Below are 26,436 nucleotides of genomic sequence, written 5' to 3'. Positions count from 1 at the left end.
CGGCCGGCCCGGGCAGCATTCGCCGGGCATGCCGCCCGCCCAGAAGAATGACCAGAAGGATGACCGGACGGATGGCTAGAAGGATGGCGGGCGCGAGGTCTGGGGCCGAGTCCGAGCGGTGTTTGGAGGGACGCTCAGAGTCGGCGATAGCCGGGATGCACCCCGGGGGCGAGCTTCTGATGCGCCACCAGTCGGGTCAGGATCTCGAGCAGACGAGCCCGGTCGACATCGTCCAGACCGGCCGTAATTCGTTTCTCGTGTTCCCGCGCGACCAGCGCAATGGACTTCAATCCCTCCCGACCAGCGGGAGTCACAGTGAGCACGTTGACGCGACGATCGGTCGAGTCGCGTGAGCGCTCGATCCAGCCTCGTGCTTCCAGATCATCGACGAAGCTGACGATTCGACTCGGCGCCATACCGAGTCTTTCGGCCAGCTGTTGCTGGCTCAGTCCGGGTTCGGACCGAAGAATTCTCATGATGCCGGCGAGCGGCGGCGTGAGCCCGTGTTCGGAGAGGGCGAGGGAGAACTGTTCGGCCGCCTGGTCGCCAAGTTGGGCGAGCAGGAAAGCGATGCCGCCGCGGGCACCGACCGGAGAAGACGAGGACACCTGCACACTGTAGCTCCGAGATAATCATTCTGTGATATAACTATTCTATGGCAAACACGATTTCGCCTGATGGGTGCCGTCCTTGACCAGTGATATGCGCGGTCACGCCCTGATGCGCAGTCGACTGGTCGTTCAGGCGCGGGTCGCCTTCACGTCCGCGCGCCGTGTCGAGCAAGCCTGCTATCTGATCGGCCTCTTGCTGGTTGCCTCCGGCCTGTTCCACTTGGGTATAGCGATTATCGATTCCAGGCCGTGGCTGGGGCCGCTGTCATGGCGCAAACCCGCGACGTTCGGCCTGTCATTCGGAACGGTGCTGATATCGATCACCTGGGTAGCGTCCTATCTAACGCTGACCGAGCGAAGCCGCAGCTGGCTACTCGGGGTGTTCGCCGCAGACTGCATCGTCGAGGTAACCGGAATCACGATTCAGGCTTGGCGCAACGTGCCATCGCATTTCAACAACGTCGGAACGTTCGACGCAGTCATCGCTTACAGCCTTGCCGCCGGCGGTGCCGTGCTGGTCATTGTGCTGGGCACGCTCGCACTCACAGCCTTTCGAGGGAGAATTTCGGCGGCACCCAGCATGAGGCTTGCGCTGCAAGCAGGATTCGCGTTGCTGCTAGCCGGCCTGGCTGCCGGCATCGCAATGATCGCGCGCGGCGAAAGCCTTATCAAGGCGGGGAATCGAAGCGCTGCCTACGACACGGCGGGCTTCCTGAAGTGGTTCCACGCCATCACATTGCACGCCGTTCTGGTACTGCCGTTGCTCGCCTGGTGGCAAGCGCGGACGGATCACGACGAGGTCGAGCGCACCCGTATTGTCTCAATCGCCATTGCAGGTTACGTATTCGCCGCCGCCGTGGTGCTTGTCGTTTCGCTCGCCAGAATGTGAACGGCACAGCCTGATCAAGCATCGACGAGCTGCCGTTCGGTCTCGGAAACCGGCGGAGGCGTGGGCTTGTCGCGGCGCGCGGCAAGCCATTTCGATACCCGCAGCGCCGTCAACAGTGCTAGCAGCACGCCAAGGGTCCAGGCGAAGCCGGCCACCCAGGTCGTCCATCGCACCGCTGGCGCTGCAGATTTGGCAAGCTTGGCAGGCTTGTTGCTGATCGCCAGCTGGAACTTCGCCGGGGCGGCGTCGTCGAGCCGAACGCTGACCTGCCAATTGCCAACAGCAGGGGTGTAATAGCCGGAGACTCGGTACAGGTCTGGACCGATACGAGTTGCCGCAACCTGCTGTTCGGCGACGCCCAACTTGGTAGAACCAAATCCGACGCTGACCAGTTGCGGTGCTACGGCTGAATCGACAGCGATTGTGTAGTCGATCAGACCAGGCTGCAGGCCGGACGGCGTGAGCGACACTTTGTTACCTGCAGCCGACGCAGTGCGAGTCAATGCAGCCGGACTCGCTTGGAACGCCTGATTGCGTGCCGAGCCCGACAACAAGGGTGCTATGAACAACACGAGCAAGCCCAGTACGACCTCGATCGCGATCGTGGCCCGAAAATGCGACAGCAGGATGCGAGTGAGTGAGCGGTCCTCGCCTGTCGATCGCAATCCGTCGATCTGCGGCATCAACCAGAACTGGTTGAAGGCACCGAGCGCCAGCAAGCCACCGAACACGATCAGCTTCACGAGCAAGGTCCGCCCGTATAGCGTCGTGACCAGTTGGTTCAGGCCGGCAACGTGCACCCAGTACAGCCAGAGTCCCGACAGGGTGAGCGTGGCAACCGATATCAGAGCAACGGCCGAGAAGCGGCGGATCGCAACTGGCCAGAAGCTGGCGCGCGCATCGGCCGCCACCCCACCGCGCACGAACAGCGCGACGAGCCCGACCAGGCCACCAATCCAGACCGCGCTGCCGACCAGATGACCGATGTACAGAACTGTGTTGAAGATCCCCCGCGGAACGTTCGCCGGCACAGCAGAGGGTATTTCCCTCGCGGCGAGTTCGAGCAGCCCGCAGGTCAGCCCGACTGCCATCACCGGTACCAAGGCCCGACCAGGTCGAAACGCTGCCGGTATGACGATGACTGCGGCAAGCAATGTCAAGAACAGTCGCGCACCAAGCAGATGACCGGCTCCGTCAGCCCCGAATGAAGGCCACACCGAGCCGAAGTCGAAGGTGCCATCTGCATAGGCCATTTGGGCAAACGTCGTCGGGACGAATAACGCGATCGCGATCGCCGCGACGCGGACCAGCCGGCGGTCGGTTGACTCTGCGACCGCTTGCGCGCCGGCACGTCGAGCGGCCGGCGCAGTTACCAGGAACCGCAAGGCCAAAGCACCTACGAAGGTCATGATCGAGATGATCGGGACCCACTCGACCAGGTTGTCCTTGAGCGGACTCAACTTCACCTTGGGCTTGGGCTGGGTAACCGTCTCCGGCGAGCCAGCACCGTCGCGTATATCGAAGGCGAAGGCTCCCTTCGCGCCACCGGCGCTCCATGCAACGGTGAACACGCCGGCCTCAAGCGCCGGCATCGCCATCGAGAGTGTGTCGCCAACCGGTAACAGCTGACCGTCAGCGGCTACCTTTCCTGCGCTGTCGAGCACTCGCGCGGTTCCGGACTTGGCGCCGTTGCCGGGCGTGATCAGAATCCGCGTCGGCGCCGTCTGAACTTCAGAGTTCGCGGCAGGCACGGTCGACACCACCGGTGCTGCGGCGGCCGAGCTTGCAGTCGCCAGCCAGCCGAACGGTGCGAGGGCAAATATCAACAGAGCGATACAAAGGCGTCTCATAGTTAGGCGAGACTAACCTAAGCAAGGCAAGCCTATCCATACTAAAATAGCGACAAAGATCACGGTTACCCGGTGAACCACGATCGTCCTTGCGCCGTACGGGCGGGCCAGGCAGTGGGGCAGCCGTGGTCAGTAATAGATCGGACCGACGACGCCGCCTCCCACCGCCACCGCCTCGCCGTTTATCGACACGCTCCGCGGTGAGGCCAGAAACGCCACGACATCAGCTATCTCGGCCGCGGTCACAAATCGTCTGATTGAAATGCCCGCGGCAATCCGGCGAATCACCTCCTCTTCGCTGCTCCCTCGGTTTGCAGCCATCTCTGCAATCAATCCCGGCGTGCGCTCGGTGGCCGTCATGCCCGGGTGCACAACCGTGACATTGATGCCGGACGGTCCCAGCTCGTCGGCCAGATTCTTTGTCATGGCTGCGACTGCGACATTGCGGATCGAGCCGAACACCGAACCTGTTTGGCGCGCCGCCAGGCCACTGACATTGATGATTCGACCCCAACCTTGACTGGTCATGTGCGGCGCCACCGCCTTTGCGCAACGTAGGTAGCCGAGCACCTTGGTGTCGATCTCGACTCGCAGATCTGCGTCTTCAAGTTCCTGCAGCGGACGCGACGCTCCCGGAATCGAAGGCTGGGCAGCGGCGTTGACCAGAATGTCGATCCCGCCGAGGTCCAGGGCAACCTGCGCGACCATCGCCCGCACTGCCTCGTCATCCGTCGTGTCACACACTCTGGCTGAGGCTTTCGCGCCGGTCGCCGTCAGTTCTGCTGACGCGATGTCCAGAGCCTGTTGGCTACGGGCGACCAGAGCGACGTGAACTTCTTCAGCCGCCAAGACTTTTGCCACTGCGAAGCCGATTCCCCGGCTTGCACCGGTGACGATCGCGCGCTTACCCGCCAGTTGCAGATCCATCTGCGTCCCGTCCTATCAGTCCCGACCAATCCCAGCTGCTCGGGCGCGAGGCAATCGAGACAGCGTCGAATCACCCTCCTGGCGTGAGTCCAGTGCCGGCCAGAGCGACCAAACTCGAGAGATGCACCCACCAGCCCCTTCGTCTGACCATACTGAACGCGTGTCTGATCAATCGGTAGCGAAGGCCGCGATCTACAAGAACATGGTGCCGGTTCCCGGCGGCCACTTCGTGATGGGCGCTGAAGATCGATACCCGGAGGAACGGCCGACCCACGAAGAGACCGTTGCGCCCTTCATCATGGACGAGCATCCCGTGACGAATGCGGAGTTCCGTCGGTTCGTGGTCGCCACTGGTCACCGTACAACGGCGGAGAACGCGCCCGATGCGATCGACTTTCCCGATGCTGAGCCAGCTGATCTCGTACCGGGTTCGCTGGTGTTCCAGCAGACCGCAGGACGGGTGCCACTGGATGACTGGCAACGGTGGTGGCATTGGGTTCCGGGTGCGAGTTGGCGGCATCCACTGGGACCGCATAGCAATCTGGCCGGTCTAGAGCGCCATCCGGTCGTACACGTCTCCTATGAGGACGCACTTGCCTATGCCAGCTGGGCCGGCAAAGATCTTGCCACCGAAGTGGAATGGGAGTACGCGGCGAGAGCGGGACGTCCGCACACCACTTACGCGTGGGGTGAGGACTTCGAACCTCGCGGCCGTCGGATGGCCAATACCTGGCACGGGGAATTTCCTTGGCTCAACCTCGACGAACGCCACCCCCGTACGACACCGATCGCGAGCTTTCCCCCGAACGATTGGGGTCTCGTCGACATGATCGGAAACGTGTGGGAATGGACCGCCACACCCTGGACGTCCGATCATGAATCACGCATGCGTGGCGAGCCCACAATCGGCCCGGATCAATCACACAGCTGCTGCGGTGGCGCCTCGCCGTTCGCCAAGGACACCTCGACCGCGCTGGAGGAATATGACCGACGGGTGATGAAGGGCGGTTCACACTTGTGCGCCGAGTCCTACTGCCACCGCTATCGACCGGCAGCCCGCCAGGGCCAACAGGTGCGTAGCAGCACAAGTCATCTCGGTTTTCGCTGCGTCGTCAGGCCAACCTGAGTTTGCCGGGTCAAGGCCCGGCGAGCGTTCTCACTCTCTGACGATGAGGACAAACCCTTGCGCGCCGCCTTAACCTCAGCGTGACGTCATTCCGCGTCCGCAGCCGAAAGGATCAAACCGTGTCAGACCAACTCCTCCTTGCAGACAGCCAGAACTATCCGCTACTCAATCTGTTCTGGACGTTCCTCTGGTTGTTTCTGTGGATCATGTTCATTTTCCTGCTGATTCGCATCATCAGCGACATCTTCCGCAGCAGTGATCTGAACGGGTGGGGCAAGGCCGCGTGGTCTCTGTTCGTGATAATTCTGCCTTTCCTCGGCTGCCTGGTGTATCTCATCGCCCGTGGGTCGAGCATGCAGGAACGGGACGTTAAGCAGGCCCGAGCGGGTGAAGAGGCATTTCGCGGTTATGTCCAGCAGGCCGCCGGCACCACGAGTGCGGCCGATCAGCTGACCAAACTGGCAGAGTTGCACGACCGGGGTGTGCTGACCGACGCCGAATTCGCCAGCCAGAAGGCCAAGACCCTCGCGTGAAGCTGCTAACTCTCGTGTGAATGACGGCGGCGCCGTAGCGGAAGCACCAACTCGGCCAGCCAACTGAAGATGGCGATCAACAGGCCACCGAGAACCGCGGCGCCGAATGAATCGATGTCAAGGTCACTGGTTATGCCGGCCGTTATAGCAAGCAACGCGGCGTTGATGACAATGAGGAAAAGGCCAAGAGTGAGGACGATGAACGGCAGGCCGAGCAGACGAAACAGCGGGCCGAGGAACAGATTCACCACCGAGAACAGGACCGCGATCCATAGCAACGAGAGAAAGCCACCGTGGACGTCCATTCCGGGCACCACGGAAGCCACGACACCGATGATGACCGCGAGTACTACGAGGCGAAGGCAAAGTCTCATAAGCATGGTTCCAGTAGACAAGGCCGCGTGACGGTGGCGGCTCCCCCTGGGCGAATGATCTGAAACATTCACCATTCGCTCAGGGGACCGCGCCCGCCGCACTCGCTACGATCACGCTCTGCGCGTGAGCCCCTACCGCATTTGAGCACGTAGGATCCTGCCTACAGCAGACCAACGGGCTGGAGGTGCGCGTCGTGGCAGACGAAACGAACCGCCGCGAAAGGACAGCCGAGATACTGCCCGCGGTCAAACGACCCGACCCCTTGGTACTCGACAGCGCAATCGGAATTGGTGTTCAGGCGATTCGGTTGTCTTCCGTTGCCGTCAACGCCACGCGTCGCGTCGCGCAACCATTGAGCGCGGTCCTGTTGCGGCCGCCGCTGGTCCCGAAGAAATACTGGCCACAGACCCGCTTGATCCAGCTCGCTGAGCGCGGCCAGGTCGCCCGCCAGGTGCAAGCGGCCAGGCTTGCAGAGCTGGTCAATGAGCTGGTTCCGTTGGTGTTGAACGCTGTGCTCGACCGGATAGACCTAACTCAGCTCGTCCTCGATCGGGTTGTGCTGCAACGCATCATCGAGGCTGTCGACATCGACGCGGTGGCCGCGCGGATCGATCTTGATCCCATCGTCGATCGAGTACCCATCCAGCGGGTTCTGGACCGGGTGGACGTTGACGAAGTCGTGGCGTCGGTCGACCTCGAAGCCGTAATCAACCGGATCGACATAGATGCGATCGCCGCGAAAATCGACATTGACGCCATTATCGGTCGCCTGGACCTGGCCGGCTTGGCCCGCGAAGTCATCGATGAGATTGACCTTCCGGAAATCATCCGGGACTCGAGCGGCGCGATGGCATCAGAGACGGTCGTCGGCCTGCGAATGCGCGGCATCGAGGCAGATGAACGGGTCAACCGCATCGTCGATCGAATCGTGCTCCGACGGCGAGGGCGAAATACGGACACTCAGGCTCGGACGGGGCACGATGACACCGACTGAGCACCCGTCCCCGGTTCCGCAGGTCGGCCGTCCCTTCCAGGGCCACCGCGCCGGCATCGTCTCGCGCACCATCGCTGCGGCGGTTGACCTTTTGGTCGTCGTCGCGATCGTTACCGGCTGCTACCTCGCACTCGCTGCGGTGCTGTTCGCGGTGAACCCCACCAGCTTCAGCTGGCCTGACAGCTTCGCTTGGAGTATTCCGTTGGTGGGCTTCGTGATCGTGGTTCCCTACTTGACGCTGTCATGGTGTACCACGGGACGTACGTACGGCGACGCGCTGCTTGGCCTTCGCGTTATCAACATCAACGGACGCAGGATGCGGTTGCCAGGGGCGGTACTGCGCGCGGTGCTGTGTGTGGTCTTCCCGATCGGGCTTCTCTGGACGCTTTTCAGCCCCGCCAACCGTTCCCTGCAAGATATGGTCCTGCGGACGTCGGTCATCTACGACTGGGCGCCGCAGACCGAAGGCGATGCCCGGCTCTTGGATCCGAGCTGAACAAACGCATTCCAGCCGCAACCTTTTCCCAGGCTCCGGCGGTCCTCTCCCGCCCGCCCGTCCCAAACAACTCACAGTCGGCCAGTGAGTTGTTACCTGCCGCGCAGGTTGCCCGCGGTACTGATGTTCCTGGGCTCGCTGGTGCTGGCGAGCTAATTGATCACGAACTCTGACAATCCGTTTTCAGGCCCTTCACGTCGGAAACCACGTTACTGATCCACTGCGCAACCTCGCTTTTGGACTTTGCGGGATCTGACAAGACCTGACCCAAAGTCTGCAGATCCGTACTCAGCTTGCTGAGCTGATCCTTGAGCGCGCCGCTTGCATTGGTGGCTGTGCTGGCAAGTTCGGTCACAGCGGTCTTCACGGCCGCCACCTTTTCAGCACTGGTAGAACTGGTATTCGTCAACGTCGACGTGAGCTGGCTCAGGCTCGATTGAATCGATGCGCACGCCGTCGGGGTGGGTGCGGCCAGGCCATCGGTTGACGACGTGGATCCGCCGGCTGTCGACCCAGTTGGCTGCGGTGAGGAGGACGAAGAGCATCCCGCGACGAACACGCTGACCGCCAGAGCCAGGGCCGCGATAAACGGCGCGAACGACCGATGCTCGGGCTGTGGCAGGCGGAAGCTACTCACCCACACCACCATAAGCGGCCGACAGCTCACCGCCTCATCTGCCGCGCATGAATGACGCGCGTCAACCGGCGGTCGATCGGCGGTCGATCGGCGGTCGATCGGCTACCGGCCGTAGGGACCGCGCATCCCCCGCCCAGGCTCGCGGGTCCGAAGTTAAAGGAATGTGATGCTAACGCTCGGGTTCCTGTGAGTTGAGAACCACAGATCTTTGTTTGTACAACTGCGTCACTTGGACCCGAGTACAAACGTTGAGATCAGTGGAGCTCATCTGAGCAGAAGATGAGCCCACTTCGAACGAGGAGACCCGTGAGAACGCATCGCTATCGCATCTGTGTGGCTGGCCGACTTGGTCCGGCGGCGCAGGAAGGATTCGAGGGCCTCGATGTCGCGCCTAAGGACGGCGTCACCGAGCTGTCTGGCTCGCTGGACCAAGCGGGCCTCTATGGCGTCCTCAAGCGAATCGAATCGCTCGCGCTCGAACTGGTCGAGGTCCGACGCGAACACTGAGCCTTGTTCGAGCGGTTGCCCGTCACCGGTGCATCAAGCGTCGGCGAAAGCCCCCCGTAAGGCCTTGTCCTGCTCCTCGGAAAGATTCGTGAAGATCAGAGTTGGCTGCTGTCCACCGAAGGCATCATGCACCTTGTCCATGACCGCATTACCCGTCATGACGAACAGCGCCGAAGTACCGGGCGTGACCTCGCTGCGAACGTTCTTGATGAATTCGTCATCTATGCCCACGTCTGACAGTGATCCGGCAAGCGCGCCCGTGGCGGCACCGATCGCCATCCCCAGCAGGGGCACAAAGAAGATCAGGCCGAACAGAAATCCCCAGAACGAACCGCCGAGCGCGCCGGAGCCTGCGGTTGAATGCATCTGTCGCGTCTTCGGCTTCTTCGTCCCGGCCGGCCAGGAAACTACTGCACCGTCATAGACGTCGATGAGACCTTGTTTCTCCAGGCTCTTCAGTGTGTCGAGAGCCATCTCGGCGCCTTCCGCATTCGGAAACTTCCAGACGGTGAGTGTTCCCATGCCCATATCCCTTCATTGCTGAACTCTTGGTGTTGATCGCTTGGTGTTGAACGCTTGGTGTTGATCGCTTGGCGGACGTTCGATGCTTGGATGTGGTCGGCGTTTCGGCGGCAACCACAACCGCTACGTACCCAGCAAGCGCGCCTTTTGGGTCTCGAATTCAGCGTCGGTCAGCAAGCCGCGATCCTTCAAATCACCAAGTTGGGTCAATTGCGTCAGAATCGTGTCCGACCCCGCCGGTTGCTGCGCGGCTGCCGACTGCGGCGGCGTGCTCTGCCAGTTCTGCGTCGGCATCTGCTGTTGCGCAGCGGCAATCTGCTGCTGTTGCTCGTACGCGGCCGCCTCTTGCTGTGTTGCTGCTCGCTCGTTCTGCCGCCTCGTCACGCCGCCGGAGACGGCGGTTGCCGTCCCGGCGATGACAGCCGTTCGAGCCATCGTGCCCAGCAAGCCAGGCCGGCCCACTCGACCGAAGCCACGACGAATCATGTGCTCACTCCTCAGATAGTGATTCAGGCGGACGACTCGGCGAGGGCGGCCAACGCCATTTCTGCGACCGGTCGGGGAATTCGTTCGTTTGCAATTACTTCACCATCGGCATCTCGCAACGCCTCGGCAAAGGCTGCGGCCCAGGTGTTTTCCCAGATCAACGCGACAGCCGTACTCCCTGGCTCGACCCCTGCGGCGGCAAGCTCGATATCCGCGTCGCTGATGAGGCCGTCGTATTCGCCATCGAGCTCGAAGAAGAGTTCGCGCACGTCCTCGTCGAGATCGTCAATCTCCATCGAAGCGACCGTTCCGTCGGCACCCCTGCTAATTACCACCAGATCGAGGATCCGAACCGTGTTCATCTCGACGAGGTTGATGAGGGCCGGCACAAGTTCAGCCCGAAAGCGATTGTCGGGAAACTTTACGAGCAGATACTCGATTGGGCCTCTAGCCATGGTTGATTCCTTCCGGCCGTCATCCTTGAGGTGAAACGTAGGCATCTGGCTGCCCGTGCGACTCACCCAATGCGGATGATGCCTCGAAGGCGACGCTGGCGGCTGCGGCCACCGAGCGGCTTGGCGGCAAGCGGCCGCCCTAGCATCGATGGACGCTCATCCGGCCAGGATGACGACGACACGAAGGCCCGGCGTCAAGCTAATGTCCTGAGCTCAGCTTGCTCTGAGCACCGGCCGAACGAGGAGACCGCACCGAGGAGTCGAGGGTGGCAGAAGAGGACGCGGGCGACGCCAAGTCGGTCTCGGCCGCCGAAACAACTGACGGCGCGGCGGACACGACTGGCGGCGCGGCCGACACGACTGGCAGCGCGACGGACCCATCAGCAGAAGAGCTAGCGACCTTACGCGCGGAGAACGAGGAACTTCGACGGCAGAAGGTTGCCCTTGAGCACGGAAACACGTTAGGCAAGCGTGTTCTCAACGTGGCTCGGACAACGCTCGTCGTCATCTTGTTGGTGCTCACGGCGGTGCTCGCCACCGTGTCGGTGCCGGCGATCTGGGGCCGGAACCTCGTCTTGAATACCGACCGCTATGTACAGACGTTGTCACCACTGGCCTCAGATCCGGGCGTCCAAGCGGGTGTGATCAAAGCGATCGATACCCAGTTCGAAAACAACGTCGACATCAAAGCCCTGCTCGCCGACGTCTTGCCGCCCAGGGCACAAGTGTTGGCGGGACCACTCCAGAGCGCCGCGAACTCCCTGGTGAATACCGTCGCGACCAGATTCGTGCAGAGCCCCGCGTTTACAACGTTATGGACTGAGATCAACCGTGCGGCGCACAGTCAGCTCGTCGCCGTGCTCACCGGCAAGAACGGTAGTCAGAACGCCATCTCCATCGCCAACGACACTGTCGTATTGAATCTGGGTCCAATAGTCGATCAGGTCAAACAGCAGCTGGTCAACGCCGGACTCACCGTAGCCGCAAATGTTCCGAGTGTCGGCGCGACCATCGAGGTCGCCCAGGTCAGCGGTATCGAGTCGGCGCGGCGCTATGTGCGCTGGCTCGATAACGCGGCGAATTGGGTGCCGATTCTCGCACTCGTGTGCCTGATCGCCGCGGTCGTCGCGGCCCGGCGGCGGCGGCGCGCTCTGATCGTTGCTGCGCTTTCCACTGCAGCCGGGCTAGTCCTCTTGGCCCTCGTGCTCGCCATCGCGCGCCACCAGTACCTCAACGCCTTGCCCGGGACCTACCTCTCAACCGACACCGCCGGGCGGATCTTCGACACTCTCGTCCGCTATCTCCGGCTAGGCTTGCGACTGGTGCTGTTGGCGGTGCTGCTGCTTGCGCTCGGCGCTTGGCTCAGCGGCCCGGCGAGGGCGGCTCGATCAATCCGGCACGCGGTTATGGTATTTCCGCGCAAGGCCTCGCGTGAGCTGAGCAGTAGCCAGTTCGGCAAGACCCTCGAAGCCAATCGGTTGCTGGTCTCCGTTGCTATCGGCGCCGTCGGGGCGCTGATACTCGTGCTGTGGACCAACCCTGGTCTGGTGACCGTCATCGTGGTATTTGTCGTGGTTGCCCTGCTCATTCTGCTGATCTACTCACTCAAGCCGACACCAGACTCGGACTCGGATGGCGCTCGACCGCCGGCCGCTTCACCGCCGGCGGGCCCACAGGCTGCCCTCACCCCCGAAGGGTGATTCAGGCCGCCACTTCAACAGCGATTATGGATTCAGCCGACGACGAGTCAACGCCGACGGCAAGTGCAGCGGGAGGCGCGGTGTCCCGAGTGACTTACGAAATCCGCGTGGTCGGATCGCTCGGACCAGCTGCCCAAGAGGCCTTCGCCGATCTGGATCTGCAGACCGAGCCGACGTCGACCGTGCTCTCTGGCGAACTCGATCAAGCCGCGTTGCACGGACTGCTCGATCGGGTGCGAGCACTGGGACTGGAGCTGGTCGATATCAGACGCGTGCGGCCGACGCGAGACCGCTGAGATGACCAAGGCTAGGCCAACACCTGAACCCGGGGAATCGTTGCGGGCGCAATATCACGAAAAGATCACTTCTGTAGACATTCCGAGCACAGCCCCTAGATTCGAGGCGGGACACTCAATCCCGAACGCACGAGCACGCCGGGGTTACGGGGGCGGAATCCCAGGAGCGAGTGATCGGATGGGCGCTTCATCTGCAGTCGCAAGCAAGGTCTCGCCGCCTTCCTTGCCACCGCATCTCGTGCCACGCCCTCGGCTGGCCGCCCGGCTGAACGGCGGCGCCCGTGGGCCGTTGACCCTCGTCTCCGCTGGTCCAGGCTCTGGCAAGACCGTGCTGTTGAGCAGTTGGGTCGCCAGCGTGAACATGCCGACAGCTTGGCTCTCCCTTGAGGCACCCGACAACGACAGCAAGCGGCTGTGGCCGATGGTCGGCGAGGCATTGCTCGCGGCGGGCATAGTCGGCGAGACCGACAGTTTCGCGACGTTGCCTCATGATCCGGGCGATACCTCGCGCTTCCTCTCGGCCCTACTCGAAGCCATTCCGGGTCCCGCACAACACCTACTGGTCATCGACGATGCCCATGTACTCACCGACGGCGAGGTGCTCGCTGAGATCGATGCGATCATCCGCTACGGTTTCCCCCGCTTGCGGCTCGTCTTGAGTTCTCGAAGCGATCCGTTGCTACCGCTGCATCGCTATCGCCTGTCGGGGCAGATCTGTGAGCTGCGCGCGTCCGACCTGGCAATGACGCGGAGCGAGACCCAGACTCTGCTGAACGCATACGGAGTAACGCTGCCCGGACGCGAACTTGCCCTGCTCACGCAGCGGACTGAGGGCTGGACCGCGGGCCTGCGGCTGTCGGCGATGAGCATGGCCGGTTCGAAACATCCCGAACGATTCGTGACCCAACTCGCGCTCGACCAAGGCAGCGTCGGCGAATACCTCATGGAAGAAGTGCTGAACCGCCAGCCCAGCAGAGTACGACGCCTGCTTGTGCAGACCAGCTTTCTCGATGAGGTGACCGGACCACTTGCTACCGCGGTAACCGGCATCGACGACAGCTCGGTCCTGTTGAACGAATTGTCGCGGACGAATTCCTTCGTGCTGCCGCTTGATCGTGACACGGACCGCTACCGCTATCACCAACTGTTGAACGACATTCTGCGTTACCTGCTCCGGCGTGAGTACCCGGACGAGACGGCAGAACTGCAGCGCCGCGCCGCGGCCTGGTACGAAGCACAAGGCGATCTCGGTGCGGCAATGCGCTTCGCCGTCGCCGCCGAAGATTGGAACCGAGCTTCTGCCGTGCTCGTTCATGGTGGGTTTGCTCGAGCCTTCGTAGAACGCCAGGACATCATCGACCTAGGCCTAGGCGGTCTTACGACTGGCCCGAGTGGGGAATCAATCGCCGATTTCGATGAGCCCGAAGTGCGTGTCGCTCGAGCTGCAGTCGCCGTCATGTCAGGTGAACTGCAGATGGCCGAGCAGCACCTCGTCCAAGCGCGCAGTGCTGAGCTGCGTCCAGACGTAGAAGCCACAGCCGCGCTTGTCGAGGTCGTTGCGGCACACCAGGCCGGTACTGTGGCCGAGCTCGATCGTGCGGCGGCACAACTTCTCAGCCTCCCGACCAAGGCCGGCGCGGTGCGATCCACGGTCGGGTTACGCGCCGCCGTTCGGCTCGGACAGGCTAGCGCGCACTACTGGGACGCCAGCCCACACGCCGAGGTCGAAAAGCTCCTGTTGGATGTATTGGACCTGACGCGCAAAGCCGGTGTCCCCGCCCTCGAGCTGGAGTGCCAGGGCTTGCTGCAACTGGCGTACACCAATGCTGGTCGATCCGAGCATGCGCGGATGTGCGAGGCACAGAGCCTGGCGTTGATCCGACAATTCCCACACCTTCGGCGACTGAGTGTGCACCATCTCGCGCATGCCTACGCCGCCTACCTGAAGATGGATCTGGCCGGTGCCGACCGCGCCCTTCGTCGAGCGCGCCAGCGCATGCACGCCGACGCCGACGCCTCGATGCGAGCCGCGATCGTCCTACTGGGATTGCACGTCCTCATAGCTGCCGGGCGGGTGCCTGACGCGTATCAGCAGCTTCTCACCGCGCCCGAGCTCGCGCGGCCGCTACCCGCCTTGCTGAAGCGAACCTGGACCTTGACCCGCGCCGATATCGAAACGCGCTTGGGACGTCCGAACGCCGCCCTCAAGCTACTGACTGAAGACCCAGTCAAATCCAAGGACACGATGCTGACGATCATGGCCGCACGGGCGTACCTGAAGCTGGGAGACGCCGACGCCGCCTGCCGATCGATCCGGCCCGTGCTGATCTCGGCCGAGAACAACGTGCCGCTACCGATGCTTCTGAGTGCGCTGCTGACCTCGGCATCAGTCGCCGCACGCAAGGGCAACGACGCGAAGGCAGTGGAGGAGATTCTGCGCGCGGCCGACCTCGGTACCGAATACACCATCCAGCCCTTCACAGATGTCCAGGACGAGCTCGCGGGCGTGCTTTCACGGCACGCGGAGGCGCGGGCGGCTTGGCCCGAACCGGTCACCGGGAGCATGGAACTCAGCCAGCCGCCAGCGGGCCATCCTGCCACCGGCCCACTCCCCGAGGCCCTTACCGAACGCGAGATCGCGGTGCTGCGCAGGTTGGCCACGACCATGACAACTGCCGAGATCTCCAATGAGCTGTGCGTCTCGATCAATACCGTCAAGACCCACATCGCCGCGATCTATCGCAAGTTACCCGCGGCCGGCCGCCGGGACGCTGTTTCGCGAGCCCGATATCTCGAACTGCTGTAGGGCGTTCGTGCGCTCCCGAGAGAGCCCGGCCAACAAACCTCCGACCATTCCGTTGGGATGAGGCACAACGTGCTCTTGATCTCGAAGATTGAATGTCCTAGGCCTGGACCAAGAGGGGGCTCGAACTAGTGGGTGCCGCAATTGGTTCGATGTTGGGTTTTGCGGCCGGCGTCGCAGTCAGTCCGTTGCCGATCGTCGCGATAATCCTGTTGCTAGCAACACCTCACGGCAGGTCCACCGGATCCTGCTTTGCACTTGGTTGGGTGTTGGGCTTGGCGGTACTCGGAGTCATAGTCCTTGCCATCGCCGGGCCAGCCGATGCCTCCGCTGATGAGGGACCGGCAACCTGGACAGGCTGGTTGAAGCTGATACTCGGCCTTGTCCTGTTGGTGTTCGCAGGACGTCAATGGCGAACGCGCCCGGCCGCAGGCGAAGCCGTGCCGCCACCGAAATGGATGAGCGGACTCGACACGATGGACGCTGGCAAGTCTCTTGGCCTAGGCGCGCTCCTGGCGACCGTCAACCCCAAGAACGGGGTGCTGACAATTGCCGCTGCCTCTTCCATCGCTGCTACCGGCGCGTCCGGCGGCGAGCAGGCCGTCGCGCTGGCGTTGTTCGTGCTCATCGGTTCGCTTGGCGTCCTGGCGCCGGTGGCAGTCTTCTTCTTCACCGGCGCGAAGGCCGTTCACACCCTCGACTCGTGGCGTAGCTGGTTCATCGCCAACAACGCTGCGATCATGGCGGTTCTGTTCTTTGTGATCGGGCTGAAACTCGTCGGCGATGGCATCGGCATCATCTCGTGATCATGCCCAGCGTGACTTTCCATCACGGTGACCAGTCGATGCAGGGCCTGCTCGCTCAGCGCTATCTGCTGATGGGCGAGATAGGCCGTGGTGCGCACGCAGTCGTCCTGCGCGCATCGGACACCAAGCTCAATCGAGCCGTTGCGGTCAAGATGTTCGCCCTCGACGGCAACCCTGCTGCGTTGCCACGGTTCCACACCGAACTGCACACGATGGCTTGCCTCAACCACCCTGACCTGCTGCACCTCTATGACGGGGGCATAGATCTGGACGACAGCCTGCACCAATACGGCTATCTGGTCTACGAGCTTTTGCCGACGACTCTTGCCCAACGGGTGCGGGGCTCAACGCTCAATTGGTCTCAGACTGCAGACATCGGTTTCGCGTTGGCCAGCGGGTTGGCGTATCTGCACCGCAATGGATTCGTCCACCGCGACGTTAAACCTGCCAATGTCTTACTCGACAACCCTCTTCGAGAGGCGGATCAGCATGGAGTTCGACTCGCGGATTTCGGCATAGCCGCGCGCCTAGGGCCAACGGGAGAACTGGACATCGGAAGTATCGGACCACTCAACGTCGAACCAGCCGGTACTGTGCCCTACTTCAGTCCCGAGCAGGTCACTGGCGAACCTCTTACCACCGCTAGCGACGTCTATGCCCTGGGACTACTGCTCATCGAATGCCTTACTGGCGCTCCGGTATACCCAGACGGCGGTGACCTGAGCGAGACCGCGCTGGAACGGCTCCGACGTCGACCCGAGGTACCACCCCGGATCCGATCCCGAATCAGCAAGCCGGCTCAACCCCTATTCACGGCCATGTGCAATCGCGATCCGCGCAGCCGGCCTTCGGCGGCCGAGATCGCTGTCGGCCTACGCGGCTGATACGGCCGGGGCCACACCGCCTTGGATGGTCACCAGATCGTGACGTGTCATCGAGGGCCTAGTGCGCCGGCGCGAATACGGTTGACCAGTCGTGCTGGATGCTGATGGTGGTCCACTGCTGCTCCGAGGCCTGCAGTTGGAGTCTTTCCGAGCCGGCGTTGTAGGCAACATCTCGATCCGGGTCATCATGTGAGACCACCAGCGCGAGCGCCGTACGGCCGGGAGGCGCTGCGAATTCCAGCATTTCGATATCGCCGTTCGCGTTCCCCCCGGCTATCAACGGGCGCACGCCGGTGCGCGCCCAGATCCGAACTGGCTTCACCGGGCCGTCGTCGAAAATGTCCATCTCTGCCTGGTACACGATCGAGCCCTGCTGGTATCGCAGACCGGTTGAACTACCGATAACCCGCTCGGGAGGGACGCCATACATGTGAGCCGTGACCATCCGCATGAAGTCCCGATCGCCCCCGGATGCAATGTACGTGGTGAACCCGTGCTCGGTCAGATAACTCAGCAACTCACACATCGGCCGATATCCGATCTCTGAATACGGACGCCGTAGCGTGGGATGCTGCTGGGTGTAAAGGAAGTCCCGGGCGGCGTCCTGGTACTTCTCGACTGTCCACCCGGCGAAGGCCTGGAGGACGCCACCGATCAGCGCGTGGACCTTCGTATCATCGCCCTGGTAGTGCTCGGTGATCGCAGACCCGAGCCATGCGTAATCCTTCTCATAGGCGGCGCTGAACGGCTGCCGCTGACGTAGCGAGGGATCCCGCTCGGCCAGTTGGGCCATCCGTTGCAGCAGAAAACCGACTTCGACCGGCATCGGTTTCTCAGGCCAGAGCGTGCCATCGTTGTCGAATACTGCGATGCGCTCCGGCTCCGGCACATAATCTGCGGAGTCCTCGGCGCTCACTCTCGCCACGAAGTCAGTGATGACAGCGCGCGTAGCGGTGTCATTCCACGAGCTCAGCGTTTCGGGCATTGGCGTCTCCGGAATCTTGTGTCCTCCGCGGCCTCAGTGAGCGCTGGCACCTCGGCCTACGCACTCCTCACTGCACTGCCGCGTTGGACGTTGCGCGTCGTTCATTTGCAGCCTGCTGCCCATGGCGTTAGGAGGCCTCACCCCGCAAGCATGAGCAGCGACGGGCCGGCTCAGGCCAAGCTGGACTCGAAGGGGCTGGACTCGAAGGGGCTGGACTCGAAGGGGCTGGACTCGAAGACCCGAAGCCACACACTGCCCGATCGGCACGCGTCGAGAGACAGGAATCGATAATGGACGTACGAACGGAACAGTCTGCGCCGGTAATGTCCGCCTGGGTCGGCTGGATAGTCTTCGGCGGCGCGATGCTCATCCTCTCGGGCCTGTTCACGGCCATCTGGGGTCTGGTTGCCCTCGTACGCGACGAGTTCTTTGTGGTCGCGCCGTCCGGCAACATCTTCGACGTCGACTACCCGGTGTGGGGTTGGATCACCATCGTCCTCGGGGTAGTCAGTCTCGCGGTGGGCGTCGCCCTGCTGGCCGGCTCGCGTCCGGCACAACTGTCGGCGATCGTGTTGTCCCTGCTGAGCGTGGTCGTTCATCTCCTCTTGCTATTCGCATATCCGGTGTGGTCCCTGGTCGTGATCGCCATGGACGTGACCGTCATCTACGCCATCGCCGTCCACGGCCGCGAGTTGCAGCCCGCCCGCGGGAGCACGCACTTCAGTCGGTGAACGTGACGTGAAATGGCCGAATGGCACCCGCCCCAACTTGCGGAGACTGCTGCCGGGATTTCGCCGGGCGCTACCTGCAAAGGCGACCTTTCGCGCCGATCTGCTGGCCGGATTGCCCGACGCGATCAGCAGCGTGCCCGACGGGATGGCCACGAGCGTGCTTGCCGGAGTCAGTCCGGTGCACGGGCTTTATGCCAGCTTTGCCGGGCCCATCGGCGGCGGCGCCTCGACCTCGACCAAGCTGATGGTCGTAACCACGACGACCGCCGCCGCGCTCGCCGCGGGCTCGGCCGTAGCCGGAGTCGACGAACAGCACCGGCCCGACGCCTTGTTCCTGCTCACTGTCCTCGCAGGGGCAGTGATGATCGCCGCGGGTCTGCTCCATTTCGGCCGCTACACCAGGTTCGTGCCGCATTCGGTCATGATCGGGTTTCTAACCGGAGTTTCGTTCAACATCATCTTCGGACAAGTGCCACATATGCTGGGCTATGATGCGCACGGTTCGTTCAATCTCGCAAAAGCCATCGATGCGCTGACTCATCTCTCCTGGTCTATGCTCCCGTCATTGCTGACCGGCCTGGCAGCTATGGCGATCACCTACTCACTGTCCCGAACTCCGCTGAAATCGGTGAGTGCTCTGCTCGCCTTGGCTTTGCCCACAGTCGTCGTGATCGCGGTCGGCGCGCAGAGCGTGGCCAGAGTGCACGATTCGGGAGAGATTCCGCTTGGTCTGCCGTTGCCACAACTGCCGCACTTGAGCGAGCTCAGCTTTCCGATCTTGACCGGGGCGTTCGCCGTGGCGGCAATCGTGCTCGTCCAAGGCGCCGGGGTCGCCGAAGCAGCACCAAATCCGGACGGCACATTGTCCGACGCCAACCGGGACTTCATCGGGCAAGGGGTCGGAAACATCACCAGTGGACTCTTCAAAGGGCAACCAGTCGGAGGTTCGGTCGGCCAGACTGCAGTCAACGTCTCGGCCGGCGCGCGTACCCGATGGGCATCAATCTTCGCTGGACTCTGGATGTTGATTATCTTGCTGGTCTTCGCGGACCTGGTCGGAAAAGTGGCGATGCCGACGCTGTCCGGCGTACTGATCATCGCGGCACTGGGTTCGCTCAGGATCACCCAGATCACGACCATCTGGCGTACCAGCGCTATCTCCAGAGTCGGCATGGTAACCACCTTTGCAGGAACGCTCTTCCTGCCTGTTGCCGCTGCGGTCGGCATCGGAATTGCAATCGCACTGTTGCTACAACTCAATCAGGAGGCGCTCGATCTGCGAGTCGTCGCTCTGGTGCCTACCAGCAGCGGCTTCGAGGAGCATCCTGCGCCGGAGAAACTCCCGAGTGGAGCCGTCACCGTGCTGGACATCTACGGCAGCCTCTACTACGCCGGCGCACGGACCCTGCAGAGTCAGCTCCCGGATCCGACGTTCGCACGTTCGTCAGCGGTCGTGCTTCGCCTTCGTGGTCGCACCATGGTCGGCGCGACGTTTGTCGTTGTCGTCGAAGACTATCTGCGACGCATCCGGGCCGGCGGCGGTCAATTGTTCCTGAGCGGGGTAGATCCGGCGCTATGGAAGCAGCTCAGTCGATTCGATCGCTTCGAGTCGGCCGACGACATGCACATCGTCCGCGCGGATTTAGTGGTCGGCTCGTCTACGCGCGAGGCATACGACCAAGCGCTGGCGTGGGTCAACCAGCAGCGCCGGTGATGCCGCCCGACGGTAATGACACGGTTTAGTTCGTTCGCATCTCGTCGCCGTGAACCGTAATTGCGTAGATGACCAGCACGTCAAGCGTGATCACAATGACTGACCAGACCGGAAAGGAAGCGATGACGAGCAGATTGCCGATGGCGCTCAGCGCGGCCACCGCGATAGCTACGATGCCGGCCCAGAGTGCTCCGGTGAAGAGCGCAAGCCCGGCGACCAGCACCACGATGCCGACGATGAGGTTGATCCACCCCCAGGTGGTGTAGCTGAGATTGACCACATTGCCTCGCCGACCGGAAACGAACACCTCGTCGCGAGTTATGCCGACAATGCCCCAGATGATGTCGTAGATCCCCGACACCACCATCATGATCGCCGCGAACACGATCCAGCCCACCCATGCAGTCGCTCGCGAAGGAGCTAGGTCTACGTCCCCGTTAGCACTGGTGTACATGAGAGTTGTCCTTCCGGTCTGATCAGCTCAAGCTCGGCAGCGCCGACTCGTCTCACAGAATGCCGTGAACGCTTGCTTTGCGGCTCACCCACAGCGCGTGATGTCCAGGCGCGGGATCTCCGCTGTCATGGGTGGGCCTGGGTGGTCGTCGCTGCTGTTTCACTCTGCCGGGGTGACGAAGATCTGCCCCTCAGCTGGCTAGCGTTTGCCGAATGGCCACGGCTGTCAGAGTCCTCGAGCGGTACATACCCGTCTGGACGTGGAGTCGTAGCTACCAGCGCCGGTGGTTGCGTGGTGACTTCATCGGCGCGCTCACTGCGTGGGCGATTGTCGTTCCAGAGTCGGTGGCCTATGCCCAGATAGCCGGTGTGCCGCCCCAGAATGCCTTCTATGCTGCCCCCGTCGCCCTCCTGGCCTACGCGATCTTCGGGTCGTCCCGCAACCTGATCGTCGGTGCTACCTCAGCCGCGGCGATCCTGTCGGCATCGACGGTCGCCGCAGTGTCCTCCGATCCGAAGGAACAGATCCAGCTTTCGGCAGCGTTGGGTTTGGTCGCCGGGGTGATCCTGATTGTTGCCGGCATGCTGAAAATGGGATTCATCACCAATTTTCTTGCCGAATCTGCCCTACATGGGTTCTTGTTCGGAATGGCGCTAACGATCGTGGTTCGCCAACTTGGCAAGATCGTTGGCATCTCCACCGGCGACGGCGACTTCTTTGAACGGGCCGGACATCTGCTCAGGCATATCAGTGATTGGTCGGTCACAACAATCGTTGTCGGCGTGCTTGCCATCGCGGCGTTGCTGGCGCTGGAGCGATACCTGGCCAAAGTCCCGTCATCACTCGCCGTGCTGGTTGCGGGTATCGCTTGCTCGTATATTTTCAATCTTGACGAGCACGGCGTCGAGGTTGTCGGCAAGATTCCGTCCTCCGTGCCGACGCCACGGATTCCTGACGTGAGCAGCGGCCAGCTCGTCGAGCTGCTTGGTGGTGCATTCGGGCTGGCTTTGATTGTCTTCGCCGAGTCGTTCTCGATTTCCAGCCGATTCGCTCAGGCGCATGAGTATGAAGTCGAGGCCGATCAGGAAATGATCGGTATGGGCGCCTCGAACGCCGCAGCTGGATTGTTCGGCGGTTTTGCCGTGTCGGGTAGCGCCTCTCGCACCGCAGCGGCGGATGCAGCAGGTGGCAAGACACAGATGCTGTCGTTGATCGCGGCCGTATTCGTTCTGATAACAGCGGCGTTTCTAACGCCACTGTTCACCCAGCTGCCAGAGCCAGTGCTGGGCGCAATCGTCATCGTCGCGGTCCGTGGCTTTTTGCGCCTAGATACGCTGAAGCTTTATTGGCAACGGGATCGTCAATCCTTTGCAGTGGCTATGTCGGCGTTGCTTGGTGTCCTCGTCTTCGATTTGCTCCCTGGTTTGATCATCGCCGTCGGACTATCGCTCATCCTCTTTATCGCACGCGCCAGCGCTCCAGAGCTCGCGATCCTCGGTCGAGGTCCGAGCGGGTTGTATGAGGATTCCGCGGCCAACCCGGACGTTACCCAATTGTCGGGGGTGCTTGTGATCCGACCTAACGGCGGTCTGTTCTTCGGCAACGCCGACCGGCTGCGAAAGGAAACGCTGGCGTTGGCAAGTAAACCCGCAACGCCGCCGGTGAAGAACCTGCTATTGGTCTTGAGCGCGAGTTTTCGGCTCAGCTTGCCGGTTATGGATTCGATCAGCCAGCTGCACAAACAGCTTGACCGTCAAGGAATCCAGCTGTGGCTGGTTTCCCTGCCAAGCACCGCCCGGTCTGAGCTCGAATCCGACGAGCTGTTCCAGCGCATCGGAGCCCGGCACGTGCAACGCACAATCGATGGAGCGCTGGCGGCGGCGAGCGAGGCAACCGACGCCACGGACGCGCTCAATACCCAGGCTGACTGAACGAATGGCGGACCGCCCGAACAGATGCCCGATCACAAGCGAGGTTCGGGCAAGGCGCCACAGTGGCTGCCAACCGGGCGCGCTCTTCGGCTGGCGCTGCCCGCGGCTTCAGGTGGCTGGTGGTGTCAGTTGCCCGATGCGAATGTTGTTACCGAACGGGTCGCGCAGTCCGAAATCTATGCCGTAGGGACGCTCAGTGGGGACGTCGGTTATCTCGACACCGCGGGAGATGAGCGTGTCGTAGGTCTGCTGGGCGTCGTCGGTGGTGAAGATCAGCCAGCCACCCATGGCACCCTTGGTCACCAATTCACGGACCTGCTCGGCCGTTGCCTCATCCATGGCAGGTGGGCCGGGCTTCTCCAAGAGGATCTGACGTCCGGGCTCGCCTGGGACATTGACCGTGAGCCACCTCATGAAGCCGATATCGGCGTCGGTGTTCACCTCAAGGCCGAGCTTGCCGACGTAGAAGTCGAGCGCCTCGTCCTGGTCGAGTACGAATACCTGGGACTGTGACAGTGAGTTCAACATGGCGACGACGCTATCGAACCGGCAGCTGGGCTGCTTATCCAAAACTGCTCGGACGCATCCACGCCATCGCGAAGCACGACGGTACCGCGACGACGTCGGCACGCAGACGATAGGCCGACGGCGATTCCCCGACGATCTCGCGAAACGTGCGGCTGAACGTCCCGAGACTGGTGAAACCAACCTCCATGCAGATCTCGGTCACACTCTGCTCAGACTCGCGCAACCTGAACATGGCCCGCTCAACCCGCCGGCGCTGCAGATATCGGTGCGGCGTTTCTCCGAACGTGGCCTTGAAAGTGCGGATGAAGTGCGCTTGCGACACGTACGCGATGCCGGCCAGCGTGGCTATGTCCAAAGGCTCGGAATAGGTCCGGTCCATCGCATCGCGTGCGCGCAGCATCCGACGATTCGATTCTTCGACCTCACGGCTCACCCACTGATCTCACCACAGCTGCGATCCGCTCGAGATCCCAGGCCGCCGGTATGCGAGCGGAAAGGTCAAGAGCTGAGATCCAGCCTGTCACGTTAGTGCGATGCCAGGCGAAACGATCCAAATCATCGGTGGCGACGAAGAACCTTTGATGGCTTCGGCGCTCGGTCGCAGTCCACATTGATCAGGAGGCGACCCGATGCCGACAGCGCACGATGCGGCAGCCATGCCCCTTACTGCGGCCAGACCCAGCCCGCGCCGGCGGTTGATCCGCTTGAGTGCCCTCTGCGTGGCCGCTTTCGCCATTTCGACCGCTGCGCTGGCGGCGTGCAGCTCTTCGACCGACACAACCGCCAAGACCGGAGGGTCCGCGGCATCCAGCCCGATGTCGATGCCGATGTCAACCGTGGCATCGGGATCTACACCTTCGTCGATGGCCTCATCGATGGCTGGCGCTGCCCAGTCGGCGGCAATGATTCACATCAGCTCGTTCAAATACACGACACCGACATCGGTTAGCCCAGGCGCCACGGTGAGCGTCATGAACATGGACGGCGAGAACCACACCGTCACCGCCGACAGCGGAAATGCCTTTGATGCAAAGGCCGATGCTGGTGCGACCGTGACGTTCAAGGCACCCATGACGCCAGGCAGCTACCCGTTTCACTGCACGTACCACGCGAACATGCATGGAGTTCTGGTCGTGAAATGACGACCCTGGCGACCCGCCGACACGTGACACGCGGGGCTGCTCTCCGCTTGACCACCGCCGCCGGGCTGGCAGTCGACGCCGTTGTACACGCGCAGCTCGCCTCCAGCTATCAGCTCGCGGCACCGGGCGGTATCGGGCAAGGCAACCTCTTCAGGGTCGAGGCGGTCGTGGCCGGTCTGGCGGCGGTGTACGTCCTCGTCCGTGGTACCCGGTCGGCATATCTAGTTGCGTTGGCGGTCGCACTTGGCGGTCTCGCTGCGATCTTGCTCTACAGGTATGTCGATGTACCAGCGTTCGGCCCGATCCCATCGATGTACGAGCCGCTTTGGTTTGCAAAGAAGGAGATCAGCGCGGTCGCACAAGCATTTGCAGGAGCGGCGGCACTGATCGGCCTTTCCCGAAAAAGGCAATCCGAACCCGCTCGTTGATCCGAACCATCCCAGAGTTCCATCCATAGCTCGGGCCTAGCCCGGCAAACTCTTCGGAGGAAACGTGAAGAAATCCCTACTGCTGATCGCACCGGCGGTTGCCCTCGGCGCGGCAATTCTGACGCTGCCCGGCATCGCCTCGGCCGCCGACAGCACCACCTACCAGGCGCAGCTAGATGCCCTCAACCATTCGACCGGCTCGGGCAGCGTCATGATCCAGCTCAATGGATCACAGGCAACCATCACCGAACACTTTGACGGCCTCGCAGCGACCTTCAACGGCAGCCCCTACCCCCACGTGCAGCACATTCACATCGGCGCAATGGGTCAATGCCCCACGACAGCGGCAGATACCAACAAGGACGGCGTGATCAGCACAACCGAAGGCGCACCCAGCTATGGTGCGATCGGTACCACGCTCTCGACCTCGGGCGACACCAGCCCGGCAGCGGGCACGACCCTGACCGTTGCACCCGCGGGCGCCTCGACCGACTACAACCGGACGATCACCCTCGACGCAAAGACCCTGGCCTCACTCAAAGCAGGTACCGCCGTCGTCGTGGTGCATGGGTTGGATCCGGCAACGTTGAGCACAACTGCCCAGGGTGAGAAGAGCGATCTCGTTCCGTCCCTGCCGTTGGCAGCAACCTCGCCTGCGCTGTGCGGAACGCTGGTCGCGTCGCAGATGAGCAGCATTCCGGGCGGTAGCGCAGGCACCGGAGGCGGTAGCACAGCAGGAACCGAAGACAAGTCGCTCATCGGTATTGGCGGCGGGTTGGTCGCCGCCGGTGTCGTCGCTGGCGGTTTCGCATTGCGCCGCCGGACAGCCGCTGACAGCTGAGCCTGAACCAGACGGGATCTGAGAACACATGACCGAGTACGAGCAGCACGGCCGCGGTGCACGCCGAGTGTGGCTCACCATGGCCGTGCTGCTCGTGCTCGTCGGCGTCGCAGCCCTCATCATCGCCCAACGCGCACAGCAGCATGCTCCACAACCACCCGCCTCGGCGGCCATCGCACAGTCGACGGCACCTCGCGTTGCGACGCCGCGAGCCTCGAGTGCCGGCGAGCAGACAGCCGGCACACGAGCGAAGGCAATGCCGGCGACGGTCGGGCCGATCTTGAAGGCCTCGACGCCGACGCACGTGAGCATCCCGGCGATCGGAGTGGACAGTAGCCTGCTACAGCTCGGTCTCAATCCCGACAAGACCGTGCAGGTTCCCCCTTTGGGGAAGGACTCACGCGCCGGGTGGTATCGAAACTCGCCGTCACCGGGACAGCTCGGACCGAGTGTCCTGCTGGGCCACGTCGATTCCGCCGAGTACGGGCCGGGCGTCTTCTTCAAACTCGGAGCGCTACGCCCTGGTGATCAGGTCAGTGTGACGCGAGCCGACCGTATGGTGGCGGTCTTTCGGGTCGACCGAGTCGTGTCCTATCCGAAGGATCACTTTCCAACGCTCGAGGTGTATGGCAACACCGATAATGCCGCTTTGAGATTGATCACCTGCGGCGGCAAGTTCGATCTCAGCACCCACAACTACGAGAACAACATCGTGGCCTACGCATCACTCGTCGCCAGCCACGTTGCCCCATGATCTTTGACCGTAACCGTCCGAAGGAGAAACC

Annotated in this window: 30 protein-coding genes; 18 read left to right on the top strand and 12 right to left on the bottom strand. The window is 62.4% G+C overall.

The genetic code is table 11. From position 1 onward, the window contains the following. Positions 1 to 134: 134 nt before the first annotated feature. Positions 135 to 608 (bottom strand): MarR family winged helix-turn-helix transcriptional regulator, encoded by a 474-nt coding sequence (locus ACSMXN_RS08850; RefSeq protein ID WP_027138979.1) that lies wholly within the window; start codon positions 606 to 608, stop codon positions 135 to 137. 73 nt (positions 609 to 681) lie between these two features. On the opposite strand from ACSMXN_RS08850, the gene ACSMXN_RS08845 reads away from it, so the two are divergent. Continuing rightward, on the top strand, positions 682 to 1,500 hold the full coding sequence (locus tag ACSMXN_RS08845; protein ID WP_455407734.1) for a hypothetical protein: 819 nt from the start codon (positions 682 to 684) through the stop codon (positions 1,498 to 1,500). A 14-nt stretch (positions 1,501 to 1,514) separates the two neighbouring features. On the opposite strand, the gene ACSMXN_RS08840 is transcribed toward ACSMXN_RS08845, so the two are convergent. Both ACSMXN_RS08840 and ACSMXN_RS08835 read right to left on the bottom strand, forming a co-directional pair. Next, positions 1,515 to 3,350, bottom strand: a complete 1,836-nt coding sequence (locus ACSMXN_RS08840) for a CopD family protein (protein ID WP_081648889.1) — start codon at positions 3,348 to 3,350, stop codon at positions 1,515 to 1,517. A gap of 129 nt (positions 3,351 to 3,479) precedes the next feature. Then, positions 3,480 to 4,277: an SDR family NAD(P)-dependent oxidoreductase gene (locus tag ACSMXN_RS08835; RefSeq protein WP_022911492.1), complete on the bottom strand. Its 798-nt coding sequence runs from the start codon at positions 4,275 to 4,277 to the stop codon at positions 3,480 to 3,482. A gap of 202 nt (positions 4,278 to 4,479) precedes the next feature. Here ACSMXN_RS08835 and ACSMXN_RS08830 point away from each other — a divergent pair, with 202 nt between their 5' ends. Continuing rightward, positions 4,480 to 5,403 (top strand): formylglycine-generating enzyme family protein, encoded by a 924-nt coding sequence (locus ACSMXN_RS08830; RefSeq protein ID WP_027138978.1) that lies wholly within the window; start codon positions 4,480 to 4,482, stop codon positions 5,401 to 5,403. 206 nt (positions 5,404 to 5,609) lie between these two features. Then, on the top strand, positions 5,610 to 5,936 hold the full coding sequence (locus tag ACSMXN_RS08825) for an SHOCT domain-containing protein (RefSeq protein ID WP_051148747.1): 327 nt from the start codon (positions 5,610 to 5,612) through the stop codon (positions 5,934 to 5,936). A 5-nt stretch (positions 5,937 to 5,941) separates the two neighbouring features. On the opposite strand, the gene ACSMXN_RS08820 is transcribed toward ACSMXN_RS08825, so the two are convergent. Beyond that, positions 5,942 to 6,316: a phage holin family protein gene (locus ACSMXN_RS08820; RefSeq protein WP_155958219.1), complete on the bottom strand. Its 375-nt coding sequence runs from the start codon at positions 6,314 to 6,316 to the stop codon at positions 5,942 to 5,944. A gap of 188 nt (positions 6,317 to 6,504) precedes the next feature. Here ACSMXN_RS08820 and ACSMXN_RS08815 point away from each other — a divergent pair, with 188 nt between their 5' ends. After that, positions 6,505 to 7,305, top strand: a complete 801-nt coding sequence (locus tag ACSMXN_RS08815; protein WP_155958217.1) for a hypothetical protein — start codon at positions 6,505 to 6,507, stop codon at positions 7,303 to 7,305. Then, positions 7,292 to 7,801 (top strand): RDD family protein, encoded by a 510-nt coding sequence (locus ACSMXN_RS08810; RefSeq protein ID WP_022911487.1) that lies wholly within the window; start codon positions 7,292 to 7,294, stop codon positions 7,799 to 7,801. The genes ACSMXN_RS08815 and ACSMXN_RS08810 overlap by 14 nt, the downstream gene beginning before the upstream one ends. A gap of 160 nt (positions 7,802 to 7,961) precedes the next feature. Here the strand turns inward: ACSMXN_RS08810 and ACSMXN_RS08805 are convergent, their stop codons facing one another. Then, positions 7,962 to 8,438 (bottom strand): hypothetical protein, encoded by a 477-nt coding sequence (locus ACSMXN_RS08805; protein ID WP_155958215.1) that lies wholly within the window; start codon positions 8,436 to 8,438, stop codon positions 7,962 to 7,964. Positions 8,439 to 8,744: 306 nt separating this feature from the next. Between ACSMXN_RS08805 and ACSMXN_RS08800 the strand changes: the two genes are divergently transcribed. Beyond that, a complete protein-coding gene (locus ACSMXN_RS08800; RefSeq protein WP_022911484.1) occupies positions 8,745 to 8,945 on the top strand; it encodes a hypothetical protein in 201 nt (66 codons plus the stop codon). A 33-nt stretch (positions 8,946 to 8,978) separates the two neighbouring features. Here ACSMXN_RS08800 and ACSMXN_RS08795 read toward each other — a convergent pair whose 3' ends face one another. From ACSMXN_RS08795 to ACSMXN_RS08785, 3 genes are all read right to left on the bottom strand, one after another. Continuing rightward, a complete protein-coding gene (locus ACSMXN_RS08795; RefSeq protein ID WP_027138976.1) occupies positions 8,979 to 9,467 on the bottom strand; it encodes a DUF1269 domain-containing protein in 489 nt (162 codons plus the stop codon). Between the two features lie 123 nt (positions 9,468 to 9,590). Continuing rightward, positions 9,591 to 9,953 carry an SHOCT domain-containing protein gene (locus tag ACSMXN_RS08790; RefSeq protein WP_022911482.1) on the bottom strand — a complete coding sequence of 121 codons (363 nt, stop codon included), beginning with the start codon at positions 9,951 to 9,953 and terminating at the stop codon, positions 9,591 to 9,593. A 23-nt stretch (positions 9,954 to 9,976) separates the two neighbouring features. Continuing rightward, positions 9,977 to 10,408 carry a DUF6325 family protein gene (locus ACSMXN_RS08785; RefSeq protein ID WP_027138975.1) on the bottom strand — a complete coding sequence of 144 codons (432 nt, stop codon included), beginning with the start codon at positions 10,406 to 10,408 and terminating at the stop codon, positions 9,977 to 9,979. 266 nt (positions 10,409 to 10,674) lie between these two features. On the opposite strand from ACSMXN_RS08785, the gene ACSMXN_RS08780 reads away from it, so the two are divergent. The 5 genes from ACSMXN_RS08780 (at position 10,675) to ACSMXN_RS08760 (ending at position 16,897) form a co-directional block, all read left to right on the top strand. After that, positions 10,675 to 12,108 (top strand): hypothetical protein, encoded by a 1,434-nt coding sequence (locus ACSMXN_RS08780; RefSeq protein ID WP_022911480.1) that lies wholly within the window; start codon positions 10,675 to 10,677, stop codon positions 12,106 to 12,108. A 26-nt stretch (positions 12,109 to 12,134) separates the two neighbouring features. Then, positions 12,135 to 12,404 carry a hypothetical protein gene (locus tag ACSMXN_RS08775; protein WP_022911479.1) on the top strand — a complete coding sequence of 90 codons (270 nt, stop codon included), beginning with the start codon at positions 12,135 to 12,137 and terminating at the stop codon, positions 12,402 to 12,404. Positions 12,405 to 12,582: 178 nt separating this feature from the next. Then, a complete protein-coding gene (locus ACSMXN_RS08770) occupies positions 12,583 to 15,210 on the top strand; it encodes a LuxR C-terminal-related transcriptional regulator (RefSeq protein ID WP_022911478.1) in 2,628 nt (875 codons plus the stop codon). 128 nt (positions 15,211 to 15,338) lie between these two features. Next, positions 15,339 to 16,013, top strand: coding sequence for a GAP family protein (locus tag ACSMXN_RS08765; protein WP_022911477.1), 675 nt, complete (start codon positions 15,339 to 15,341; stop codon positions 16,011 to 16,013). An 11-nt stretch (positions 16,014 to 16,024) separates the two neighbouring features. After that, complete coding sequence (locus ACSMXN_RS08760) at positions 16,025 to 16,897, top strand: serine/threonine-protein kinase (RefSeq protein ID WP_455407733.1); 873 nt, start codon at positions 16,025 to 16,027, stop codon at positions 16,895 to 16,897. 58 nt (positions 16,898 to 16,955) lie between these two features. Here ACSMXN_RS08760 and ACSMXN_RS08755 read toward each other — a convergent pair whose 3' ends face one another. Next, positions 16,956 to 17,882 (bottom strand): HAD family hydrolase, encoded by a 927-nt coding sequence (locus ACSMXN_RS08755; protein WP_022911476.1) that lies wholly within the window; start codon positions 17,880 to 17,882, stop codon positions 16,956 to 16,958. Between the two features lie 290 nt (positions 17,883 to 18,172). Between ACSMXN_RS08755 and ACSMXN_RS08750 the strand changes: the two genes are divergently transcribed. After that, positions 18,173 to 18,613, top strand: coding sequence for a DUF7144 family membrane protein (locus ACSMXN_RS08750; protein WP_022911474.1), 441 nt, complete (start codon positions 18,173 to 18,175; stop codon positions 18,611 to 18,613). A 7-nt stretch (positions 18,614 to 18,620) separates the two neighbouring features. Further along, positions 18,621 to 20,327: a sulfate transporter gene (locus tag ACSMXN_RS08745; RefSeq protein WP_022911473.1), complete on the top strand. Its 1,707-nt coding sequence runs from the start codon at positions 18,621 to 18,623 to the stop codon at positions 20,325 to 20,327. A gap of 25 nt (positions 20,328 to 20,352) precedes the next feature. On the opposite strand, the gene ACSMXN_RS08740 is transcribed toward ACSMXN_RS08745, so the two are convergent. Further along, positions 20,353 to 20,781, bottom strand: a complete 429-nt coding sequence (locus ACSMXN_RS08740) for a DUF7144 family membrane protein (RefSeq protein ID WP_022911472.1) — start codon at positions 20,779 to 20,781, stop codon at positions 20,353 to 20,355. A gap of 212 nt (positions 20,782 to 20,993) precedes the next feature. On the opposite strand from ACSMXN_RS08740, the gene ACSMXN_RS08735 reads away from it, so the two are divergent. Then, entirely contained in the window at positions 20,994 to 22,712 is a 1,719-nt protein-coding gene (locus ACSMXN_RS08735) for a SulP family inorganic anion transporter (RefSeq protein WP_051148719.1), read from the top strand. Between the two features lie 108 nt (positions 22,713 to 22,820). On the opposite strand, the gene ACSMXN_RS08730 is transcribed toward ACSMXN_RS08735, so the two are convergent. Both ACSMXN_RS08730 and ACSMXN_RS08725 read right to left on the bottom strand, forming a co-directional pair. After that, positions 22,821 to 23,240: a VOC family protein gene (locus ACSMXN_RS08730; protein WP_022911471.1), complete on the bottom strand. Its 420-nt coding sequence runs from the start codon at positions 23,238 to 23,240 to the stop codon at positions 22,821 to 22,823. A gap of 34 nt (positions 23,241 to 23,274) precedes the next feature. After that, positions 23,275 to 23,673: a helix-turn-helix domain-containing protein gene (locus tag ACSMXN_RS08725; protein WP_022911470.1), complete on the bottom strand. Its 399-nt coding sequence runs from the start codon at positions 23,671 to 23,673 to the stop codon at positions 23,275 to 23,277. Positions 23,674 to 23,869: 196 nt separating this feature from the next. Between ACSMXN_RS08725 and ACSMXN_RS08720 the strand changes: the two genes are divergently transcribed. From ACSMXN_RS08720 to ACSMXN_RS08705, 4 genes are all read left to right on the top strand, one after another. Beyond that, positions 23,870 to 24,382: a cupredoxin domain-containing protein gene (locus ACSMXN_RS08720; RefSeq protein WP_022911468.1), complete on the top strand. Its 513-nt coding sequence runs from the start codon at positions 23,870 to 23,872 to the stop codon at positions 24,380 to 24,382. Next, positions 24,379 to 24,810, top strand: a complete 432-nt coding sequence (locus ACSMXN_RS08715; RefSeq protein WP_022911467.1) for a hypothetical protein — start codon at positions 24,379 to 24,381, stop codon at positions 24,808 to 24,810. Before ACSMXN_RS08720 ends, ACSMXN_RS08715 begins: the two co-directional genes overlap by 4 nt. A 64-nt stretch (positions 24,811 to 24,874) precedes the next feature. Beyond that, a complete protein-coding gene (locus tag ACSMXN_RS08710) occupies positions 24,875 to 25,651 on the top strand; it encodes a hypothetical protein (RefSeq protein WP_022911466.1) in 777 nt (258 codons plus the stop codon). 28 nt (positions 25,652 to 25,679) lie between these two features. Then, complete coding sequence (locus tag ACSMXN_RS08705; RefSeq protein ID WP_022911465.1) at positions 25,680 to 26,405, top strand: class F sortase; 726 nt, start codon at positions 25,680 to 25,682, stop codon at positions 26,403 to 26,405. Positions 26,406 to 26,436 lie beyond the last annotated feature (31 nt).

Source organism: Parajatrophihabitans canadensis (assembly GCF_053764775.1).
Note: the sequence above shows the minus strand (reverse complement) of the source record. Positions and strands in the feature narration are given on the sequence as shown.